The sequence below is a fragment of the Bradyrhizobium sp. RT6a genome (genome assembly GCF_040547675.1).
Lineage (GTDB): Bacteria > Pseudomonadota > Alphaproteobacteria > Rhizobiales > Xanthobacteraceae > Bradyrhizobium.
In genome coordinates this window covers 754,716-774,781 of record NZ_JBEPQC010000001.1, presented here as the reverse complement: position 1 = coordinate 774,781, position 20,066 = coordinate 754,716, and the positions used below count along the sequence as shown (strand labels likewise).

Sequence of the window (20,066 nt, the reverse complement as noted above, 5' to 3'; positions counted from 1 at the left end):
AAACCGTCGCCAGCGGCTACTTCTTTTCGATCGCTTCAACGAGGTGCTCGACCTCGGCCTCTAGTGCGGATACCTGCGACTCGTGAGGGTCCGGGATCATGCCGCGCATGATTGCAATTCGTTTGATCAGCTCGGAGATGCCTTGGACGAGCAGGAGGGCGAAGCCGATCATGATCAGGGCTTTTGCCGGCCATTGCGGCAGGCCGCCGGCATTACCGGATTGCTCGTTGATCTGGAGCGAGCGCAGGAAGAACGGTATCCCGGTCACGATCATGACAATGGTCAGCGGGATCAGGAAGAAGATGTGCCCGATGATGTCGATGATGTTGCGAGCCCGCTTCGGCATCATGCTGTTGAAGATGTCGATCCGGATGTGCTCGTTGTCGAGCAGCGTCCAGGACGCGCACAGCAGGAACACGATGCTGAAAAGCACCCATTGCAGCTCGAGCCACGAGTTGGAGGACGTGTCCAACGTCTTCCGAATGATCGCATTCACCGCCGAGATGACGACGGCGAGCAGGATCAGCCAAGCCAAACGCTTGCCCGTCCAACGTGTGAACGCGTCAATTCCATTGCTCAGCTTCAGGAGCGCTTGCAAGATTAGTCCTCCCCGATTTGCCCCGGCCGTCTTGACTGCGCCGAGTGGCGCGTTGGCTTGTCTCGCCGCGCAGGCATGAGGCAGCCGCACCAAACCAGCGAGTTTGCCGCCAGTCAATTGGAAGTTTGTTGATAGTTAAGGGGAATAAGCCGCGGCCGGGCAGCCGATGCTAGCCGCCGGTGACGCTCATGTGCCTGCTGACGCTGGGGCGGTCGTGGCGGCGGTCGATGATGAAATCGTGCCCCTTGGGCTTCAGCCCAATGGCCCGGTCGATCGCATCCGCAAGCAGCGAATCGTCGTCCGATGCACGCAGAGGTTTGCGCAAATCGGAGGCATCCTCGTGGCCGAGGCAGGTGTGCAACGTTCCCGTGCAGGTGACGCGCACGCGGTTGCAGGATTCGCAGAAATTATGGGTCATCGGGGTGATGAAGCCGAGCTTGCCGCCGGTCTCGGCAACGCTGACATAGCGCGCCGGCCCGCCGGTGCTCTCGGCCAGATCCGTCAGCGTGAACTGCTGGGCGAGGCGCGCGCGCACCAGCGACAGCGGCAGGTATTGATCGATTCGTCCCGATCCGATCTCGCCCATCGGCATGACCTCGATCAGCGTCAGCCCCATGCCCTTGCCGTGGGCCCAGCGCATCAGGTCGGGAAGTTCGTCCTCGTTGAGGTTCTTCAGCGCCACCGCGTTGATCTTGACCGCGAGGCCCGCAGCGCGTGCCGCCTCGATGCCTTCCAGCACCTTGTCGATCTCGCCCCAGCGGGTGATCTCGCGAAACTTCTGCGGGTCGAGCGTGTCGAGCGAGATGTTGATGCGGCGGACGCCGCAATCGGCGAGCTCGCTTGCGTGTTTCGCAAGCTGGGTGCCGTTGGTGGTCAGCGTCAGTTCGCTCAACGCGCCGCTCTTGAGATGCCGCGACAGCGAGCGCACCAGCGTCATCACGTTGCGGCGGACCAGCGGTTCGCCGCCGGTGAGCCGCAGCTTCTTCACGCCCTTGGCGATGAAGGCCGAGCACAACCGATCGAGTTCCTCCAGTGTCAGCAGATCCGCCTTAGGCAGGAACGTCATGTCTTCTGACATGCAGTAGAAGCAGCGCAGGTCGCAGCGGTCGGTGACGGAGACGCGCAAATACGAGATGGTCCGTCCGAACGGATCGGTCATCGCGCTCGACAGCGCGGTGCGGGGGCTCGCGGAAAGTCCGTTCATACCAAAATGCCTTGTCACTTGCGGCAACGCGAGCAGCTTTTGCTTCAGCGGTGTCCTGGAAGCAATCTAAGCATCGAACGCGTCAGAGACAATTGGGGGGATGACGGAGGTCAGCGCTTGCCTGTATTCGGATCGGGGAACGGCGAGGCCGCGGCCGGCGCGGCAGCAGCAGGGGCAGCGGCGGGCGCCGCCGGTTTCGGCTTCTTCGGCCGGTGCGGCTTGCGGACCGGTTTCGGCGGAAGTGCCGGCTGGAGCTCCGCGAAAACCAGGTTGGGGTCGGTGGTGACCGAGGCGGGCGTCGTGAAGTCGCCGGGATTCCTGATGACGTTCACCGGCACGCTCACCGGCTGGTGTTTTGGCAGCGCGAAAGCGACTGTGAAGGGGGCCTCGGGGGCAGGAACCGAGACGGTGCAGGGGGTCTTGCAGCCTCCACCCAGTGAGGTCGTGGCGTCAGCACCCGGAGGATTGGATTCGAGCCGGACCTGGACGCTCGGCGGGGCCGATTTGAACATGTCCCAGGACATCGAAGACATCGAGGAGCAGCCGGCAAGGCTTGTTGCCCCGAGGACGCTTACTCCAGCTAACGCAAACGAGATGACACGACGCATGACATCCACCTAGTGCGACGAACCGCCACATCCCCGGACGAACTTAGGAGCGTCGTTCCGAACGAGCAACCGGCGGGCCGCGCATAGTTAGCAGATGGTTAACGCGGGATTCCGCGCAATAACCAAGAGATGTCAATTACTTGAGATCTGCGTGCGCAGTCATCAGGCTGCTGGCGGCGGCCGGCAGGTCGCGCATGTGATGGATCAGCCGGTCCGGCTTCAGCTCGGCGATCGGCACGTCCGTATAGCCGAAGCTCACTCCGACGACGGGAACTCCGGCGCGCCGGGCCACGCCGACATCGGGTCCGGCGTCGCCGACCATGATGCTGGCTTTGACCTCGCCGCCGGCCCGCGCCACCGTTTCGCGGAAAATGGTGGGATCGGGCTTCTGGACGCCAAAAGTGTCGGCGCCGCAGATCGCGGCGAAGCGCCGGCTCAGGTCCAGCTGGTCCAGCAGGCGCTTCGACAGCCATTCGAGCTTGTTGGTGCAGACCGCGAGGCGATGGCCCTGGGCCGCAAAATGGTCGAGTGCGGCCTCCAACCCCTCGAAGGGGCGGGATTCGACGGCGATATTGTCGGCGTAATAGGCGATGAAATCGGCCGTCATACGGTCCATGTCGGCAACCGTGACGCTGCGGCCCTCGGCCTCCAGCCCCCGCTCGATCAGCTTGCGGGCGCCGGCGCCGATCATGTTGCGGGCCGAGGCCATCGGCACTGGCGGCAGCCCTTCGCGGTCGAGCACGTAATTGAGCGCGGTGATCAGGTCGGGCGCCGTATCCACAAGCGTGCCGTCGAGATCGAAGACGATGGTGTGGGAGGGGGTCATGGTCCAGCGCTACCGGCCCGGCCCCGCCCGCGCAAGGGCCGAAGCCATAAGATCACCTTATAAGGCGGGCCCGGAGGCCTGTTCCCCCAGACCCTGTTCTCCGAGGGAAAACGAGGCTACACAGGCCGCCGCAAGCCTATCCGGCAGCACACTCGTCATTCAGGGACGGCGCAAACGTGAACATGGACCAATTGAAGCGGCAGGCTGCGGCGCGCGCCCTCGAGGACGTCCGAGACGGCATGCAGCTCGGGCTCGGCACCGGCTCGACCGCGAAACACTTCGTCGAGCTGCTCGGCGAGCGGGTCCGCGCCGGACTGAAAGTGATCGGCGTGCCGACCTCCGAGGCGACGCGCCTCGATGCAATCCGCTGCGGCGTGCCGCTGACCACGCTGGACGAGATCGACCATCTCGACATCACAATCGACGGCGCCGACGAGATCGATCCCGAGCTCAATCTGATTAAGGGCGGCGGCGGAGCGCTGTTGCGCGAGAAGATCGTGGCGGCCGCCTCGGATCGCATGATCGTGATTGCCGACGACACCAAATGGGTGCCGACACTCGGCCGCTTTCCGCTGCCGGTCGAAGTTATTCCGTTCGGGCTAGGCGCAACGCGACGCGCGATCGAGAAGGCGTTTGCGGAATGCGGCGTTTCCGGGCAGATGGCGGTCCGCAACGGCAAGGACGGCCACGTTTTCGTCACTGATGGCGGCCACTGGATCGTCGATGCCCAGCTCGAAAAGATTGAGGATCCCGCCCGCCTCGCCACGGCGTTGAGCGCGATCCCCGGCGTCGTCGAGCATGGTTTGTTCATCGGCTTGGCCAGCTCGGCTGTTTTGGCGGGTGGCGAGGGAATTCGCGTGATTGAACGGCGAAAGCCGAAGGGAGACTAGGAATGAAGAGCGTTTGGAAATTGTTGCCCGTCGCGACCCTCGCTGTGGGACTGGCTCTCTCGGTCGCCCCGGCCGGGGCCCAGCAGCCAGCGGCGCCGAAATCGTCGCCGGCGGCCATCGCGGCCGCCAAGGAAATCCTGGCGATCAAGAACGCCAGTGCGATGTACGCGAACGCCGTGCCCGGCCTGGTCGAGAAGACCAAGATCGCGCTGATCCAGCAGAACCTCAACTACCAGAAGGACCTCACCGAGGTCGCCCAGGTCGTCGCCCAGCAGCTCAAGGGCCGCGAGAGCGAAATCGGCGAAGGCATGGCGCAGGTCTATGCCAGCGAGTTCACCGAGCAGGAGTTGAAGGATCTCGTCACCTTCTACAAGTCGCCGCTGGGCAAGAAGCTGATCGAGGCCGAGCCGCGCGCCATCGGGCTGAGCATGGCCTTCATGAACTCCTGGGCCCAGAACTTCTCCGAGACCGTGATGGGCAACTTCCGCGCCGAGATGCGCAAGCGTGGCAAGGAGATATGACAGTCCCTATCTGATCAGAATCCGGATCATGTTCTGAAAGAGGTCGGAGTGGACAATGGCTGAATTCGACGTCGACCTCTTTGTCATCGGTGGCGGTTCGGGCGGCGTGCGTGCCGCCCGCATCGCGGCCGGTTACGGCGCCCGCGTGATGATCGCGGAAGAGTACCGCATGGGCGGGACCTGCGTGATCCGCGGCTGCGTGCCGAAGAAGCTGTTCGTCATCGGCTCGCATTTCCGCCATGAGATCGAGGACGCCGCCGGTTTCGGCTGGACCGTTCCACCTGCGACCTTCGACTGGCCGACGCTGATCGCCAACAAGGACAAGGAGATCGCGCGTCTGGAGGCGGCTTACACCGCCAATGTCGAAAAGTCGGGCGCGCAAATCGTCAAGAGCCGCGCGGTGATCGAGGACAAGCACACCGTTCGCCTGCTCGAGAACGACCGGAAGATCACCGCAAAATACATTTTGATCGCCACCGGCGGCGCGCCCAATCACGGCGCTCCGATTCCCGGCATCGAGCACGTGATCTCCTCCAACGAGGCGTTTCACCTGGCCAAGCTGCCGAAGCGGATCGTGATCCAGGGCGGCGGCTACATCGCGCTGGAGTTCGCCGGCATCTTCGCTGGCTTCGGCTCCGACGTCACCGTCATCTATCGCGGCGACAACATTCTTCGCGGCTTTGACGAGGACGTTCGCGCCCACGTCCGCGCCGAGATGGAGAAGCAGGGCATCACCATCCTCACCGGCTGCACGGTGGCGAAGGTCGATCGGCACGGTGAGGAATTCACCACGCATCTGTCGAACGGATCGAGCCTCGCCTCCGACCAGGTGATGTTCGCGATCGGCCGCCATCCGGCGGTGGCCAATCTCGGCCTGGAGAAGGCCGGCGTCGCCATCAACCCGCGGAACGGCGGCATCGCGGTCGACCATTTCTCGAAGAGTTCGGTCGACAGCATCTATGCGATCGGCGACGTCACCCACCGCTTCAACCTGACGCCGGTCGCGATCCGCGAGGGCCATGCGTTCGCCGACACCGTGTTCGGCAAGCGCGAGGTGCAGGTGGATCACGCCAACATCCCGACCGCCGTGTTCTCGCAGCCGGAGGTCGGCACCGTCGGCCTCACCGAGACCGAGGCCCGGGCGCAATTCAGCCACGTCGACATCTACAAGACCACGTTCCGTCCCATCAAGGCGACGATGTCGGGCCGCGATACCCGCGTGCTGATGAAGCTCGTCGTCGACGGTTCAACGGATCGCGTGCTCGGCTGTCACATCGTCGGCGATGCCGCGGCGGAGATCACGCAGGCGGTCGCGATTGCGGTGAAGATGAAGGCGACCAAGGCCGATTTCGATGCGACGATCGCGCTGCATCCGACCGCGGCCGAAGAGCTCGTCACCATGCGCATCCCGACCGCACGCCACGTCCGCCAGGCGGCGGAGTAGCCCGCTCAGCCGTAGAGGTAGCCCACCGGCTTGCCCTCGGTCCGCAGGGGACGGATGTCCCTCTGCGTGATGATCTGACCGGCGAGGCCGTCGATCTCGTCGCGCTGTGTCGGCGTCCAGCTGCGAAGATCGTTCATGCCTTTCAGAAGGCCGAGCCGCAGGACCTGCGTGTTCTCGCCGACACCGACGAGGCTTGTGGCGTTCTTCCCCGCCGTCACCACGTCGCCGGCCGCGAGCTCAAAGGTCTCGCCAGTCTTGTTCCTGAATTCGGCCGTGCCGCGTATGACGCGGTAGATCACGACCTCACCCTTGGCGAAACAGGCGGCGTCCGCTGCTGCCAACGTGCTCTTGGGCAGGAGCGATTGGCCGCGCGGATCGGTTGCGATGATGTGGCCGGTGACGAGATGGCCGCTCGGCACTTCGATGCCGATGTCGCGCACATAGACCGGCATGGATGATTTGACCGGGCCGTCGGTGAGCGGCTTGAACAGCGCATCCAGCGCCAGCGGGTCCTGAAGCCAAAAGCCTGCGTCCGCAGGGCGATCATGCAGGGAGTGGCTCCATGCCACCCGTGGTGTCTCGTCTTCGTTGATCTGATCCGGGCCGACAATGGTCGGATTTGGAAAGGTCGTCGGATCGGTGATGAAGGCTTCGAGGAATTTGCCGGAATAGCCCATGGAAATCGGATCCGGCGCCACCGTTTGTGGCGTCTTCAAATTCTCTTCGGTCGACAATCCCGACCAGGTGTAGAACAGCTGGCGGTGCACGATCGCGCTTTGCAGCATCACCGCGCCGGGACCGACATTGTAGAAGCGCCCGTCATAATCGAACGTGAACGCGCCCGAGGTGACCAACACGAGCTGAAAGCCGCCCGGCGGCAGATGAAGATGGAAATCTGTGGGACCGGTGTCGGGCAGATAGATCGGCAGATTGGTCGCGACTTCGTGCAGCAGGAAGGTTTCGTTGTTGGCGTGGAAACCCTCGTTGGCGCGATTGTAGAGGGCTTGCGGCCGGTACGTCGCCTCGAACTTCGCATTCCGGTCGCGGTCGATCGCCACGAAATCCTGAGCGTTGAGGCGAAGGGGCGCGCCGTCCGGGCGGGTGAGGCCGGTGATTTTGAGATCGCCGGCGGCATGCACGTTCATGGCATTCTCCGATTCTGGGCCGCTCACCCCGTCTCTCGGCGCACGCATCTTGCTGCTCCAATCGGGAGAGCAGGGGATCAGGCCTGATGCTGCCCTGCGAATTTTGGGCCAGTCGAGGCGCCGCGCGGCACCGAGGCTTTGCCACCCGCCGCCACGCGAAGAAAAATCGAGGTTGCACCTGAGGTTAGATGACAAGCTTCGTCAGCCTGCATGGCCATGTTCGCCCCGTCTGCAAACCCGGCGACGAGAGGTGTCTTGTCTAATTTGTCGGCATTCTGGCGCGGACGTGCAGCCGTGCCGATCAGGAGAAGTCGGCGTCCGGGTGTCTGAAGCCGTTCATTCGAAAGATCGACGGACGATCCGCTCGGGCTTGCCGTATGGGCTGTCAGCCCACTTCGCCATGTCCGCTGCACGCGCCTCGATGAGCTCGCACCACAGGCAGCTGAGCTCCGCGAGCCCTTTGGCAGAGAGCATCGGAATGAGACCATGGCCGCAGCCGGCGCAACATTTGATGCGATTCATGGTTCTCTCCGCGACCTTCCGGATTCAGGACCGACATTGTCGCTCCCGAAGCTTGCGCGGACGCTATGAGGGCGCGGCGACGCCTGCGGCCGGGGTGCTCGTCCCCGAGATCGTCGCGTCTGCGATCCAGCGCGACACGGCGGCGATGTCCTCCGCATTGTCGCGGAAGGCGCGAAGCTGGAATTCAGCCGAGCTGCCTCGTTCCACGATGGTGCGGCAGTGTTCGACCTCGGCGGCGCAGTTCAGCGCGCCGGCGTCTTCGGCGATGTCCCCGATCACGCGGGAGAGCAGCTCGGAGATCTCGACCGGCCCGTCCTTCGAGGCAAAGATGCAATCGGTGCCGTAGCGCTGGGCGCGCCATTTGTTCTCCACCGCGATCGCGCGTTCGACCGCGGTGACCTCTTTCGACAGATGAGGCCGTAGATAGAGATAGCGGGTCAGGCAGCGATAGAGCGAGGCAATGGCAACGGCGTCGTCGACGAAGGTGCAGGTATCGGGCGCACGCAGCTCGAGGGTCGGGTGCTTCATGGAAGGGCGCATGGCCCACCAGATGTGGCTTTCATCGGGGATCACGCCGGAGCGCTGCAACGCGCCGACATATTCGTCGTAATCCTGCCTGCTCTCGAACAATTCGGGCAGGCCGGTGCGCGGCAGCTCGGAATAGGCGGCGAGCCGGTAGCCCTTCAGTCCGGTCTTGTGTGAATTCCAGAACGGCGAGGAGGCCGACAGGGCGATGAACAACGGCAGATGCGGCAGCATCGCTCGCATTACCGCCATGCGCTTTTCGGGATCGGGCAGCTGGACGTGCACGTGCATGCCGCACATCAGGTTGCGGTGGCCGATGCTGCGCAAATCCTCGATCATCTCCTCGTAGCGCGGCTTCGGGCTTGGTTGCGACATGCGCCAGACCGCGGTCGGATGCGTGCCGCAGGCCATGATCACGAAGCCGTATTGTGCCGCGACGTTCGCGACCTCGCGGCGCAGGAAGCGAAGCTCTTCGCGCGCGTCGGCGACGTCGATATGAACGTTGGTGGCGACCTCGAGTTGGGACTGCAACATCTCTCGCATCGCCTGACCCCCAGTCGACCAGTTCGCAGATTCGAAAAGCTCATTGGGGGTCTGGATCGCGACCTCCAGGCTGCGGCGATCGGCGAGGAAGTATTCCTCCTCGATGCCGAACGAATATTCCGCGGCCTTGCCGCGTCCTCCAGCCGAGCGAATGACGAGGTGCTGCTTGTCTTCCGATGAATCAAGCCGCAGCAGTTTCAAAACGTCTGAAGCAAATGTCATCGTGCCACCCGGCCAAGGTATTTACCTGCGGGCGATAATCCTTCTAACCGGGGCGGGTTCCGCGTCGGCCCCACCGGAAATTGCAAGGTCGAACGGAACAATTTTCACGCTCTCTGACGCGCGCGCGACCAGAGCGTGATTCGCGGGCACTTCCGTCCAGTCCGTTTCCTTGTCGAACGGCTCGGACACGACGATGACCTGGCCGCCAGCCTCGCGGAAATACAGCGTGTTGGCGGCATCGTTGACCGCAACCCGGAAGGCATAGAGATCCCGGCCATTGGCGATGGCGCTGGTGAAGCGTAGCCGCTCACGAAGCTCGCCTTCGTTGACGAGGCCGACGAGGGCTTGCAGCACGCGACGCGTTGCGCCGAGCGGATCGGCGTCGAGACCCGCGCCCATCATGGCGAGAAAGACAGCTTCCGAATCGGTCGTGCCTGTCCGTGAGGGGTAGTAGGCGTCGGGGATCAGCGCCTCGACCTTACGCCGCAGGCGATTCCAGCTTCCGACGAAACCATTGTGCATGAACATCCACTGGCCGCAGGCAAAGGGATGACAGTTCTGCCGGGTGACCGCCGTGCCGGTGGCGGCACGCACGTGAGCGAAGAACAGATGCGAGCGCAGATGGCGGCAGAGGTAGCGGAGATTCTCGTCCGACCAGGCGGGGCGTGTTTCACGATAAAGACCAGGCTCCGGATGCTCGCCGTACCAGCCGAGACCAAAGCCGTCGCCATTCGAGCCGGCCGTCGACTGAAGCGAGCGGATGCTTTGCGCAATCAGCGAATGCTCGGGCTCGGTGACGTAGGGTTCGAAGGACGTCGTCTCGCCCCGGTATGCGATCCAGCGGCACATAGGAATCCTGTCAGGAGATGCTTGCTGAAATGTATCAACCAACCTGACAGGACGATGGTTCCCGACGCGAGTGTCGGGAACCAAGTGGTCACTACACCGGAACCGGAATCAACGGCGCGACTTCCCGATCGTGTGCGCTCTCGCTTGCTGCGAGTCCTTGTGCGACGCCGACACGGTCGGCCTCGGGACGGTTCTGGCTCATCTTGCGCTTGCCTTCGAACCGCACGACGGGAATGCGCACGCCGACGATTCCGCGCAGCTGCGCTGCGATGAAATCTTCGGGGGCATCAGTAACGGCCCACGGCTTGGCGCGTGATCCTTCATGCCTGTTCGTGAGCCGCGTCACGGCATCGAGCAGGCGCTCAGGCTCCTGGAAGAATTCAACCGGGCCGTAAGCATGGACCGCGACGTAGTTCCAGGTCGGCACGACCTTTTCGGTCTCCTGCTTTGTCGCGTACCAGGACGGCGTCACATAGGCGTCGGGACCGCTGAAGATTGCCAGCGCATCTCCGATCGGCGGCAGTTTCCATTGCGGGTTGGCTTTCGCCACATGTCCGTACAGCACGCCGTGCTCGCCTTCGCTCTCGTCGAGAAAGAGCGGCAGCGGCGTGGCGACCGGGCCTTCGCTGGTGGCCGTGACCAGACTGGCGAGCCGGGCGCCGCGAATGGTCGCCCGGATGCTCTCGATGTCGTCTTTGAAGGCAGGAGGGATGTACATGGTATCTCCGGTGTCGATCTGGAGATAGCCGGAATCTGGCCTATAAGAAACTGCCAGTTATCGTCTGTTTGATCAGTCCAGTTCGGCGACGGCCTGTGCAAGAAGCCTGCAGCCGCGCTCGATCTGTGCGACCTCCAGCGCCGAATAGCCCATGACGAGGCCGACTATCTTCCTCGGTCGGCGAGGTCCGACGAACAGTGCCGAGACGGGATAGATGCCGAGGCCCTTGGCATGGGCCGCCTTGATCAACGCGTCCTCACGCTTCTGCGGCAGATCATCGAACCACGCCACGATGTGCAGGCCTGCGGCCGTGCCCTCGATCCGGACGCGATTCCCGAACCGGCGGCGGAGCGCGTCGAGCAGCGCCCCCTGGCGTTCGGCGTTGCGCCGGCGCACGCGCCTGATGTGGCCGTCATAGGCGCCGCTTTCGAGCATCGAAGCGAGAGCGTCCTGTTCGATCAGCGGCGTGTGCCGGTCCATGATCTGCTTAGCGGCGGCGAACAGGGATCGCAGGGCGGTGGGCACCACCAGATAGCCGATCCGCAAGGTGGGGGAGAGCGTCTTGGAGACGGTGCCGAGATAGATCACGTTGTCGCCGCCTTCCAGCGTATGCAGCGGCGGGATCGGCTTGGTGTCGTAGCGATACTCGCTGTCGTAATCGTCCTCGATCACGTAGGCGTCGTTTGCCCTGGCCCAGGCGAGCAATTGGTGCCGGCGTCCGATCGGCATGACGCCGCCGAGCGGATATTGGTGCGACGGCGTGACATAGGCGAGGCGGGCTTCGACGCCATCGAGCCGCGTGGTCTCCAGTCCATCCGCATCGACCGGGATCGGGCTCGTCTCGGCGCCCGTCGCTGCGAAAGTATGCCGCGCCATCTGATAGCCGGGATCCTCCATCACGAAGCGGTCGCCGGCGTCGAGCAGCAGGCGGGCGCAGATGTCGAGGCCCTGCTGCGAGCCGTTCACGACGACGATCTGATCGACCTCGCAGCGGACGCTGCGCGACCGCCAGAGATAGCCCTGAAGCGCGGTCCGCAGCCGCAGCGCGCCGCAGGGATCGTCATAGGCCAGCCGCTCGGGCTTGCGCGCCATCGCGGCAGTCACGGCCTTCTTCCATGCCAGCACCGGGAAATCCGACGGCGCGAGCTCGCCATAGCGGAAGTTCGCGACGAGCCCGCGCGGCGGCTCGGTCCAGCGCGGCGGGTCCTGAAGCAATCGCTCACCGAACGCAGACAGCCGCACCTTCCGCGCCGATGGCTGCGACACTACGCGCGTGCGTCCCCGTTCGACGACGGCGCGGGCCACACGCGGCCGCGCACCATGGCGTGTCTCGATGAAGCCTTCGGCGGCGAGCTGTTCGTAGGCGACCGTGACGGTCGAGCGCGCCACGCCCATCTCGCCGGCCAGCGCGCGGGAGGACGGCAGCAACCCGTTGATCCCGTACACCTGCGCCACGATCTGATCTCTCAGGGCCTCGTAGATCTGGCGCGCGCCCATGCGGTCGGCACGGGGGGCGGGTTTGGTCTTCATCTGGATCATCCACATTCCGAGCCGGCATTCGCCCGAGCGGACCATGTCGGAATGTGGTTCTAATCCCGTTCGCCGAGAGTTTCGACGTAAGCCTTGCCGTAGGGATGAAAATGCTCCTTGCGGCCCTGGTCCCACAACGCAAGGAGGCCGGGGCGCCACCTCGCATGACAGGTCTCCACTTTTATAGATCAATCACGACGTCGTTGCGGGGGCGTGAGCAGCAGATCAGGACATTGCCGTCCGCCGGCGGATCGAGCGGATCCGGCGCATAGTCGACCGCCCCCGCGATCAATCCGCTCTCGCAATTGTGGCAGACGCCGGTCCGGCACGACCAGCGCACGGGGACATCGCAGGCTTCGGCCAGCTCCAGCAGGCTGGCGTAGGATGGCCCCCAGCAGACATTGAGGCCGCTGCGGGCGAACGAAACCACAGGGCCGGGGCCGGGAGCGCCGACCGGCGGGTGCACTCGCTTCTGCGGGGAGGACGCTATGCCGGGCGTCAAGGATGGTCCGGCGCCGAACAATTCGGTGTGGATGCGATCCGGTGCGATGCCCAACGTGGTGAGGCCAGCTTTCAGATCGCTCATGAAGGCTGCTGGTCCGCACAGATAGAAATCGCCGTCACGCGGCACGCTCAGACTCTGGAGCAGGCGTGCGTCGAGATGTCCGGCTGTATCGAACTCCACATTGAGACGATCGCCCGGGTCAGGCGCGCTGTAGCAGACGTGGCTACGGTGATGAGAGAGCCCACTTAGCAATTCGCGCGCCTCGGCGGCGAACGCCTGTTCGCGGCCGTTGCGGGCGCCATGCAGCCACCACACGACCTGCGTCGTCGCTTCCGCCGCGAGCGCGTGGAGCATTGCGAGCACCGGGGTGACGCCGATGCCGGCGCTCAGCAGGACGACGGGCCGGGCCCCTGGTCGAAGCGTGAAACTGCCGCGCGGCGCACCGAGCTGCACGGCAGCGCCGGCCAGCAGCTCGTCGGCGATGTAGCGGCTGGCGGCGCCGTGCGCTTCGCGCTTGATGCTGATGCGATAGGACGTTGCATCGGAGCCGCTCGACAGCGAATAGCTGCGCGTCATCGCCTGCGCAGCGGAAGGCTCGAGCCTGATGACGACGTATTGACCGGGCAGCGCGGTCGCCACGGGATGTCCGTCGGCAGGTTCGAGGATCAGCGACGTCACGTTGCCGCTTTCCGCGATCTTGCGCGCTACGCGAAAGGAGCGGAATCCGCGCCAGGCCGGAGCTGGGCTCGACGCCGGCCCAAGCCCCGCGTTTCCCGCGGTCTTGTTGTCCTTCTGCTGCTCGAGCAGCGCCTCGAAGGAACGCTGCCAGCCGCGGCTCAGCGCGGGAATCCGCAGCGCGCGCTCCAGGCGTTCGCGCGGATGCGGCGGCGTGTAAAGCAGCGCATTGATCTCGAACACGCTCATGCGCTCGGGTCCCACGGCGATCCGCGTGATCTCGTCGCCGGCTTCGACGTCGCCTTCCTCGATCACACGGAAATAGAATCCGGGCCGGCCGTGCCTGACCAGCAGCGCAGCCATGTCCGGCTCGTCCATGCGAATGCCGAGCCGGTAGCAGGTGACGCGCGGCTGCGTCACTTCGAACAGCGCGGAGCCGATCCTGTAGCGGTCTCCGATGCACACGTTGGTGTCGGCGAGGCCCTCAACCGTAAAGTTCTCACCGAACTGGCCATGAACGAGGTTCGATCGACCCAAATGCTCCTGCCAATATCGATAGGAATCGTCCTGATAGACGAATACGGCACGATGTTCGCCGCCATGGCCGGCCGTATCGCCCTGGCCGTCGCCATCGATGTTGAGCCGGCGCACCCTGCGCGGGCCTGTGACCTGCGCCTTCCAGATGCCGGTGTGGACGGTCCGACCCTGCCAGGCGACGTTGCGCGGCAGACCGACATTGACCGAAAGCAGACGTGCCATTGCGGGTTCCCCAATCACTGCGCGGCTCTGCACCATCCTTGCATCCGGAGGGCCTTTTTGGCTCGTTAGTCTTTGTTAGAGGTTGCGAGCAAGTCTTGTCACCGGCTGCCTGCGCGCCAATCTGAAATGGCGTAACGAGGACGCAGTCGGGACAACGGGAGATCACGATGGATGATCAGGGCAAGCTGGCCGCGCTTCAGCGCCATTGGATCGCTTCGGATGCGAACGATTTCGAGGCCGAGCACGACATCTATCGCGAGGACGCGGTGCTCGACTATCCGCAGTCCGGCGAGCGGATCCGCGGTCGCAGCAACATCCAGCAGAGCCGGTTCGTGCAGCCGAGCAAGAAGCGCTTCACGGTTCGGCGGATCGTCGGCGCTAACGATCTCTGGGTGAGCGAGTTCGTGCTGACCTATGACGCTGTGCCGTCTTACGTCGTGAGCATCATGGAATTCCGCGACGGCCTGGTGGCGCACGAGACGCAATATTTCGGCGACAGGTTCGAGCCGTCGCCCTCGCGGGCGAATCTTGTCGAGCGGACGGGGTAGGCTGAGCGCTCCGCACTCCGCTGTCATTCCCCGCGCAGGCGGGGAATCCAGTACGCTGCGGCTTCTCGACAAACTACGGACGTCTCGGAGTACTGGATCGCCCGCCTGCGGGCGATGACAGCAAAAGACATGATCGCAGGTGCGGAGCACGCAGAACTGCTTAGCCAATGTGGCAACACGGAACCCGATGCGGCGGCTAGTCGCAGTCGCGTCGTCTTGATTCCGACGGCCCCACCTTTATGTGTAAAAGGAACAAGAATCCGGGCCCCTCTGGCGAGGAAGTCGACGTTGTCGGCAAAACCTCGCGATGTCGGATGACCTGTCCCGCGCGAATGCGATGGATCGGCCGATCGTCGGGCCTTCTTGAGAGTCTCTCCGACCCAATCGTCCCCATCGCAGCCCCGTGCGGTCATTTCGCAAGATACGGGAGCAACGATGTCCGACGCCAAGCATTCAAATCCGATCGAAATCGAGATCACCGAGCCGTCCAGCCTGAACGAGCAGGCTGCGGTAGCGCTGGTGATCGTCGGCGCGCTGGTTGCGGTCGCCGACCGGCAAGTTTCGCCGGTCGAACGCGACGAGGTCGTCCGTTTCATCCGGGATCGCAAGCTGGCACCGCACATGTCTGACGACCGGCTCTACGCGATGTTCGACGAGCTTGCCGAACGTCTCGAAGAACCGGATTTCGCCAATGTCGTGATCGACAATTTGCGTCCGGTTTCGGACCTGCCGCTGTCGGCTCATTTGATGGAACTGTCGGAGCGCGTCGCGGCCGCGGACGAGGACGTGCATCCCCATGAAGTGCAGGCGATCAAGCTGTTGCGCTTGCTGACGCTGGTGCTGCCGCGCGCAAAGCAGGTGGCGCCGGGTGCAGTGCGTGCCGATCAGCGCATCGCCGCCGAGGAATAAGCATGAGCGCAGTTTCGGACGAGGATAAGACGGGGACTGCGGGCGCTACCGGCCAGATGGCCGGCGGCGACCCGCGCCTCGACAAGCTTGTCCTTCGCCTGCCGCCGCGCATGGGCGACACCGTCACCTATCTGCTCAAGCCGTCCAGCCGCTGGGTGAGAATTCCCTCGGGCGCGCTGCTCATTGTCGGCGGCGTGCTCTCCTTCCTGCCGGTGCTCGGCGTCTGGATGCTCCCGCTCGGCCTGGCTTTGCTCGCTGAAGACGTGCCCGCGCTGCGATCCTCGCGCGCCAAGGTTTTGGATTGGGTCGAGCGGAAGAAGCCGCATTGGCTCGATTCGTCCGCACCGAAAAATGACCAATCATGACTGAATTCATCACAACCGAAGCGCTGACCGCTCTGTTTCAGGTCGTCCTGATTGACCTCGTGCTCGCCGGCGACAATGCCGTCGTCATTGGCCTTGCCGCAGCGGGCCTGCCGGCCGAGCAGCGGCGGCGCGCAATCGTCGTCGGTATCATCGCCGCCACCGCCCTGCGCATCGTCTTTGCCGGCGTCGCGACCCAGCTTCTGCAAGTGATCGGGCTATTGCTCGCCGGTGGCGTGCTGCTGCTCTGGGTATGCTGGAAGATGTGGCGGGAGCTGCGCGAGCAGTCCGCGCATGCGAACGAGTTCGCGTTCAGCCACGGCGGCAGCAGCGCTGCTCCTGCCTCCCGAAAGACCTTTAGACAGGCGGCCGTGCAGATCGTCGCCGCCGACGTCTCGATGTCGCTCGACAACGTGCTCGCGGTCGCGGGCGCTGCGCGCGAGCATCCCTACATCCTCGCCTTCGGCCTGTTATTGTCGGTCGCGCTGATGGGCGTCGCCGCCGATTTGCTCGGCCGCGTGCTCCAGAAGCAGCGCTGGATCGGCTATGTCGGCCTCGCCATCATCGTTTACGTCGCCTTCGAGATGATCTATCGCGGGTCGCTCGAGCTCGCGCCTGTGATCGCGAGTCTCTGAGGCAACGTCTGTCTATCATCCGGAGTGATCAATGACGTCCGAACCCAAAGCACCTTCGGCGGTTTCCGTGCCGGCGCCGCAAATCGGCGCGTTCGCCCAACTCATCTTTGGCTCGCGCTGGCTGCAAGTTCCGCTTTATGTCGGCCTGATCGTTGCGCAGGCCGTCTATGTGCTGCTGTTCCTGAAGGAGCTCTGGCACCTGGTCGTGCACTCATTCGACGCCAGCGAGCAACAGATCATGCTGGTCGTGCTCGGGCTGATCGACGTCGTGATGATCTCGAACCTGCTGGTGATGGTGATCGTCGGCGGTTACGAGACCTTCGTCTCGCGACTGAACCTCAGCGGTCATCCGGACGAGCCGGAATGGCTGAGCCATGTCAACGCCAGCGTGCTCAAGATCAAGCTTGCGATGGCGATTATCGGCATCTCCTCGATCTCGCTGCTCAGGACCTTCATCGAGGCGGGCAATCTCGGCACGACGCGTAGCAATTTCACCGAGAGCGGCGTGATGTGGCAGGTGCTGATCCATCTGACCTTCATCATCTCCGCCATTGGCATCGCCTGGGTCGACCGCCTCAGCGAGAGCGGCCAGCGCAAGGGAGCCGGCCACGGCTGAGCACTCGACCGGCGGCGCCTGATCAGGCGATCTGCGGGTAGGCCGCGTTTTCCTGCCGCTCGCGCTCGCCCAATTCGCGCACCAGCTCTTGGAGGAAGGATTCCGTGTAGGCGGGCAGGGTGCGCTCGGCGCGAACGTAGATGCCGAGATCGGACCAGACCGGGCTGCCGGCATTGTCGAGCGGCAGGAAGACGAGCCGGCTGTCACGTGACAGCCTGCCGATGCCGAGCTGGGTCTGGAAGGCGACGCCGACGCCGCGCGCGGCGAGTTCGCGCATCAGGTCGATCGAGTTGGCCTGGATCGCCGGCTCCGGCGTCTCGGACAGCTGAGCGATCAGCGGCTGGAGCAGATGGTAGATCGACAGCTCCGGCAGCGCGTGGATGACGGGAAAAGCGAGACATTGGGTCAGCGTGACCGTCTTGCCGCGCGCCAGCGGATGCTCGCGCGCGACGACTGCACCCAGGCGAAACCGTTTCAAGGCGACCTGGCGCAGGTCCGGCGGATGGCGCAGCGCCATGGCGATGCCGATGTCGGCCTCGCCCCGGCTCAGTGCCTCCAGCACATCCGACGATCCCTTCACCTCGGCGGTGAAGCTGACGCGCCGGGCCCGGCCGCGATGGGAGGCGATCAGGTCCGGCAGCACCGATTCCGTGAGCGACTCGATGCAGGCAATGCTGACGGTGCCATGCCAGGTCCCCGACAGGGACGCGACGTCCGAGCGGAAGCGATCGAGGTCTTGGAGCACGTTCATGACGTGCCGGGCCAACATCTCGCCGACCGTCGTCAGCGTCAGGCCGCGCGCATTGCGCTCAAACAACGGTGACCCAACCTCCTGTTCAAGCTTGAGAATCTGGCGGCTTACAGCCGACGAGGCAACGTTCAGCACGCGCGCCGCGGCCCGGATCGAGCCGGTGCGGCGGACGGCGTGGAAGTACTGGATGGCCGGTGAGTGAAAGCGCATGGGACCCCCGGGTCTGACTATAACTGTTGCCGAAACGGCATCAACATGTACGAAATTCTCTGCTTTTCGAGCGCGCTTCTCCCACCTAGGTTCGCCGCCGGCTTGGCCGGTCCCGCCGGACCGTCATGCCATGCGCAACGAGGCGCGAGGGGATCCGGGGTGGACGAGAACATTGTTTGCGAGGTCGCGCCGGACACGCGTCTGGTCGATCGCCGTCGCGCGGCTGCCTATGTCGGCGTGACCGCCGGACGCTTCGAGCAGCTGGTGCGCGACAGCGTCGTGCCACCGCCTGTTATGGTGGACAACAAGCGGCGCTGGCCGCTCGTGTTGCTCGACGTGGCGAAGGACGCGGTTGTCAGCAGCAGCATGCCATGCCTGCCGCAGGTGACGGTCGAGATTGCGCAGGACGCGCGTCCCTGCGAACGGGCCCCGGCACCAGTCTCGCACGAACTGCCGGACCAGGTCTGGTTTGAGCAGCGCGTACGGTTCGTTCAGCGCGTGCGCCGGTCGCTGCTGTCGGGCAACGAGATACGTCTCCTGCGCGAGTTCAGGCTGCTCAGGCAGAACCAGATCAGCATGTTCGGCTATTACGGCAGCTTCGAAGCGCTGATGGTGCGCGGCTACATCGTCGAGCTCGCGCGAAAGCCTCCGTCGAGCCGTCCGCTGGTGACGTATCGCCTGACCGCGCAGGGCGAGCAGGTCATGTCAGCGCTGAAGGACGAGCCGGCGATCTGACCGGCGCGGACAGGCGATGGAATCCTTCGGCATCATCGCACGGCGTGCATCTCCAGAAACGCCTTCACGCCGGTGACGGTGCCGGTGTCCGACGGCACATAACCCGGCAGGGTGGCGACGGCCGCGCGAAAATCGGCGCTGCGGATGATCTCCAGGATGCGCTGCATCGGCCCGGTGTCCAGGAACGCGCGCTTGCAGACGAAGAAATAATCCTCGGTCAGGAGCCGGATGAAATCGAGGCCGAAATGCCGGGCGGCGGCTTCGACGCCGAAACTCGCATCGGCCATGCCGCTTGCGACATAGGCTGCGACCGCGGCGTGGGTGAACTCGATCTGTTGCGCGCCGTTGATGCGGCTCTCGTCGATTCCATTTGCCGCGAGCAGTTGGTCGAACAGAAGCCGCGTGCCGGAATCGTGGTCGCGGTTGACGAAACGGACTTTTGGTCCGGTGAGATCATCAATAGACGCGATGCGCAGCGGATTGCCGCGCGCGACCATCAATCCCATTTCGCGTGTGACGAAGCTGATGATGCGATCCTCGCGCGGATCGAGCCACTCGCGCGCGGCCTTGATGCCCTGGGCGCGTAGGGCGCCGTGCGGCAGATGCAGGCCCGAGAGATCGCAGGCCCCCTGCGCCAGCGAGACCAGCGAATGCTGGTTGCTGACATAGCGCAGATCGACGCCGATGCCGGGCTCGCGGTCGAGGAATTCGCGCAGTTTTGCGACCGCAAAACCGTGGCTGGCATGCACGCGGATCACCGACGGGCGCTGCTCGAGGAACGGCTTGATCTCGTTCGCCAGCTCCTGCGCCAGATTTTCGAGCTGAAGTCCGAGGCGGGCCTGCATGCGCTCGCCCGCCCACACCAGCCGCTCGCCGAACGGTGTGAGCTTTGAGCCCTTGCCGCGCTGGGTTTCCACCAGCGGCGTGCCGAAGAACTCCGACCATTGCTCGATCAGATTCCAGACGTGGCGATAGGAGAGGTGCGCGTCCTTGGCTGCGCTGGTGATCTTCCCGGTTCTCCTGATCTCGTTGAGGACGCCGAGCATGACGATGGCGGTGCGCGGATTGCCCTCGCGGCGAAACCGCCAGACGGCCTCGATCTCGATCTGAAGCATTGGTCTTCCTTATGAACTACACTTCATATGACGGCGATCCATTTGCAATTCATATCATATTTACTCCAGGCACTAGGCGCCTAGTCTGGTATACCAGAACG

General features: G+C 64.2%; 22 protein-coding genes. 9 read left to right on the top strand and 13 right to left on the bottom strand.

What is annotated here, in order from left to right:
- Nucleotides 1-16: 16 nt before the first annotated feature.
- The 4 genes from ABIC03_RS03915 to ABIC03_RS03900 all read right to left on the bottom strand — a co-directional run bounded on the left by ABIC03_RS03915 (nucleotide 17) and on the right by ABIC03_RS03900 (nucleotide 3,236).
- Nucleotides 17-598, bottom strand: coding sequence for a TRAP transporter small permease subunit (locus ABIC03_RS03915; protein ID WP_354055688.1), 582 nt, complete (start codon nucleotides 596-598; stop codon nucleotides 17-19).
- 169 nt (nucleotides 599-767) lie between these two features.
- On the bottom strand, nucleotides 768-1,802 hold the full coding sequence (gene moaA / locus ABIC03_RS03910) for a GTP 3',8-cyclase MoaA (RefSeq protein WP_354055686.1): 1,035 nt from the start codon (nucleotides 1,800-1,802) through the stop codon (nucleotides 768-770).
- A gap of 110 nt (nucleotides 1,803-1,912) precedes the next feature.
- Entirely contained in the window at nucleotides 1,913-2,410 is a 498-nt protein-coding gene (locus ABIC03_RS03905; RefSeq protein WP_354055684.1) for a hypothetical protein, read from the bottom strand.
- Between the two features lie 136 nt (nucleotides 2,411-2,546).
- Nucleotides 2,547-3,236: an HAD-IA family hydrolase gene (locus ABIC03_RS03900; protein ID WP_354055682.1), complete on the bottom strand. Its 690-nt coding sequence runs from the start codon at nucleotides 3,234-3,236 to the stop codon at nucleotides 2,547-2,549.
- Between the two features lie 176 nt (nucleotides 3,237-3,412).
- On the opposite strand from ABIC03_RS03900, the gene rpiA reads away from it, so the two are divergent.
- From rpiA to gor, 3 genes are read left to right on the top strand one after another with little or no spacing between them, the layout of a single operon-like run.
- Nucleotides 3,413-4,126 (top strand): ribose-5-phosphate isomerase RpiA, encoded by a 714-nt coding sequence (gene rpiA, locus ABIC03_RS03895; protein ID WP_354055680.1) that lies wholly within the window; start codon nucleotides 3,413-3,415, stop codon nucleotides 4,124-4,126.
- Nucleotides 4,127-4,128: 2 nt separating this feature from the next.
- The gene (locus tag ABIC03_RS03890) at nucleotides 4,129-4,647 is read left to right on the top strand and encodes a DUF2059 domain-containing protein (RefSeq protein ID WP_354055678.1); all 519 of its coding nucleotides are present in this window, start codon (nucleotides 4,129-4,131) and stop codon (nucleotides 4,645-4,647) included.
- Nucleotides 4,648-4,702: 55 nt separating this feature from the next.
- The gene (gene gor / locus ABIC03_RS03885) at nucleotides 4,703-6,091 is read left to right on the top strand and encodes a glutathione-disulfide reductase (RefSeq protein WP_354055676.1); all 1,389 of its coding nucleotides are present in this window, start codon (nucleotides 4,703-4,705) and stop codon (nucleotides 6,089-6,091) included.
- Nucleotides 6,092-6,096: 5 nt separating this feature from the next.
- On the opposite strand, the gene ABIC03_RS03880 is transcribed toward gor, so the two are convergent.
- The 7 genes from ABIC03_RS03880 to ABIC03_RS03850 form a co-directional block, all read right to left on the bottom strand.
- Entirely contained in the window at nucleotides 6,097-7,236 is a 1,140-nt protein-coding gene (locus ABIC03_RS03880; protein WP_354055674.1) for a hypothetical protein, read from the bottom strand.
- A 336-nt stretch (nucleotides 7,237-7,572) separates the two neighbouring features.
- Nucleotides 7,573-7,758: a hypothetical protein gene (locus ABIC03_RS03875; protein WP_354055672.1), complete on the bottom strand. Its 186-nt coding sequence runs from the start codon at nucleotides 7,756-7,758 to the stop codon at nucleotides 7,573-7,575.
- Between the two features lie 63 nt (nucleotides 7,759-7,821).
- Nucleotides 7,822-9,048 carry a carboxylate-amine ligase gene (locus ABIC03_RS03870; RefSeq protein ID WP_354055670.1) on the bottom strand — a complete coding sequence of 409 codons (1,227 nt, stop codon included), beginning with the start codon at nucleotides 9,046-9,048 and terminating at the stop codon, nucleotides 7,822-7,824.
- A gap of 21 nt (nucleotides 9,049-9,069) precedes the next feature.
- Complete coding sequence (locus ABIC03_RS03865; protein ID WP_354055668.1) at nucleotides 9,070-9,897, bottom strand: class II glutamine amidotransferase; 828 nt, start codon at nucleotides 9,895-9,897, stop codon at nucleotides 9,070-9,072.
- A 91-nt stretch (nucleotides 9,898-9,988) separates the two neighbouring features.
- A complete protein-coding gene (locus ABIC03_RS03860) occupies nucleotides 9,989-10,615 on the bottom strand; it encodes an FMN-binding negative transcriptional regulator (protein ID WP_354055666.1) in 627 nt (208 codons plus the stop codon).
- Between the two features lie 72 nt (nucleotides 10,616-10,687).
- On the bottom strand, nucleotides 10,688-12,154 hold the full coding sequence (gene pdxR / locus ABIC03_RS03855) for a MocR-like pyridoxine biosynthesis transcription factor PdxR (protein WP_354055664.1): 1,467 nt from the start codon (nucleotides 12,152-12,154) through the stop codon (nucleotides 10,688-10,690).
- Nucleotides 12,155-12,326: 172 nt separating this feature from the next.
- Nucleotides 12,327-14,084, bottom strand: coding sequence for an MOSC domain-containing protein (locus tag ABIC03_RS03850; protein ID WP_354055661.1), 1,758 nt, complete (start codon nucleotides 14,082-14,084; stop codon nucleotides 12,327-12,329).
- Between the two features lie 167 nt (nucleotides 14,085-14,251).
- On the opposite strand from ABIC03_RS03850, the gene ABIC03_RS03845 reads away from it, so the two are divergent.
- The 5 genes from ABIC03_RS03845 (at nucleotide 14,252) to ABIC03_RS03825 (ending at nucleotide 17,154) form a co-directional block, all read left to right on the top strand.
- Nucleotides 14,252-14,632, top strand: coding sequence for a nuclear transport factor 2 family protein (locus ABIC03_RS03845; protein WP_354055659.1), 381 nt, complete (start codon nucleotides 14,252-14,254; stop codon nucleotides 14,630-14,632).
- A 435-nt stretch (nucleotides 14,633-15,067) separates the two neighbouring features.
- The gene (locus tag ABIC03_RS03840) at nucleotides 15,068-15,541 is read left to right on the top strand and encodes a tellurite resistance TerB family protein (protein WP_275167445.1); all 474 of its coding nucleotides are present in this window, start codon (nucleotides 15,068-15,070) and stop codon (nucleotides 15,539-15,541) included.
- A 2-nt stretch (nucleotides 15,542-15,543) separates the two neighbouring features.
- Nucleotides 15,544-15,906, top strand: coding sequence for a hypothetical protein (locus ABIC03_RS03835; protein ID WP_275167444.1), 363 nt, complete (start codon nucleotides 15,544-15,546; stop codon nucleotides 15,904-15,906).
- Nucleotides 15,903-16,538: a TerC family protein gene (locus ABIC03_RS03830; protein ID WP_063992876.1), complete on the top strand. Its 636-nt coding sequence runs from the start codon at nucleotides 15,903-15,905 to the stop codon at nucleotides 16,536-16,538. The genes ABIC03_RS03835 and ABIC03_RS03830 overlap by 4 nt, the downstream gene beginning before the upstream one ends.
- Before the next feature lie 31 nt (nucleotides 16,539-16,569).
- Complete coding sequence (locus ABIC03_RS03825) at nucleotides 16,570-17,154, top strand: TIGR00645 family protein (RefSeq protein WP_007608795.1); 585 nt, start codon at nucleotides 16,570-16,572, stop codon at nucleotides 17,152-17,154.
- Nucleotides 17,155-17,176: 22 nt separating this feature from the next.
- Here ABIC03_RS03825 and ABIC03_RS03820 read toward each other — a convergent pair whose 3' ends face one another.
- Nucleotides 17,177-18,115: a LysR family transcriptional regulator gene (locus tag ABIC03_RS03820; protein ID WP_275167443.1), complete on the bottom strand. Its 939-nt coding sequence runs from the start codon at nucleotides 18,113-18,115 to the stop codon at nucleotides 17,177-17,179.
- 159 nt (nucleotides 18,116-18,274) lie between these two features.
- On the opposite strand from ABIC03_RS03820, the gene ABIC03_RS03815 reads away from it, so the two are divergent.
- Complete coding sequence (locus ABIC03_RS03815; RefSeq protein WP_354055656.1) at nucleotides 18,275-18,850, top strand: hypothetical protein; 576 nt, start codon at nucleotides 18,275-18,277, stop codon at nucleotides 18,848-18,850.
- Nucleotides 18,851-18,882: 32 nt separating this feature from the next.
- On the opposite strand, the gene ABIC03_RS03810 is transcribed toward ABIC03_RS03815, so the two are convergent.
- The gene (locus tag ABIC03_RS03810; RefSeq protein WP_354055653.1) at nucleotides 18,883-19,965 is read right to left on the bottom strand and encodes a substrate-binding domain-containing protein; all 1,083 of its coding nucleotides are present in this window, start codon (nucleotides 19,963-19,965) and stop codon (nucleotides 18,883-18,885) included.
- Nucleotides 19,966-20,066 lie beyond the last annotated feature (101 nt).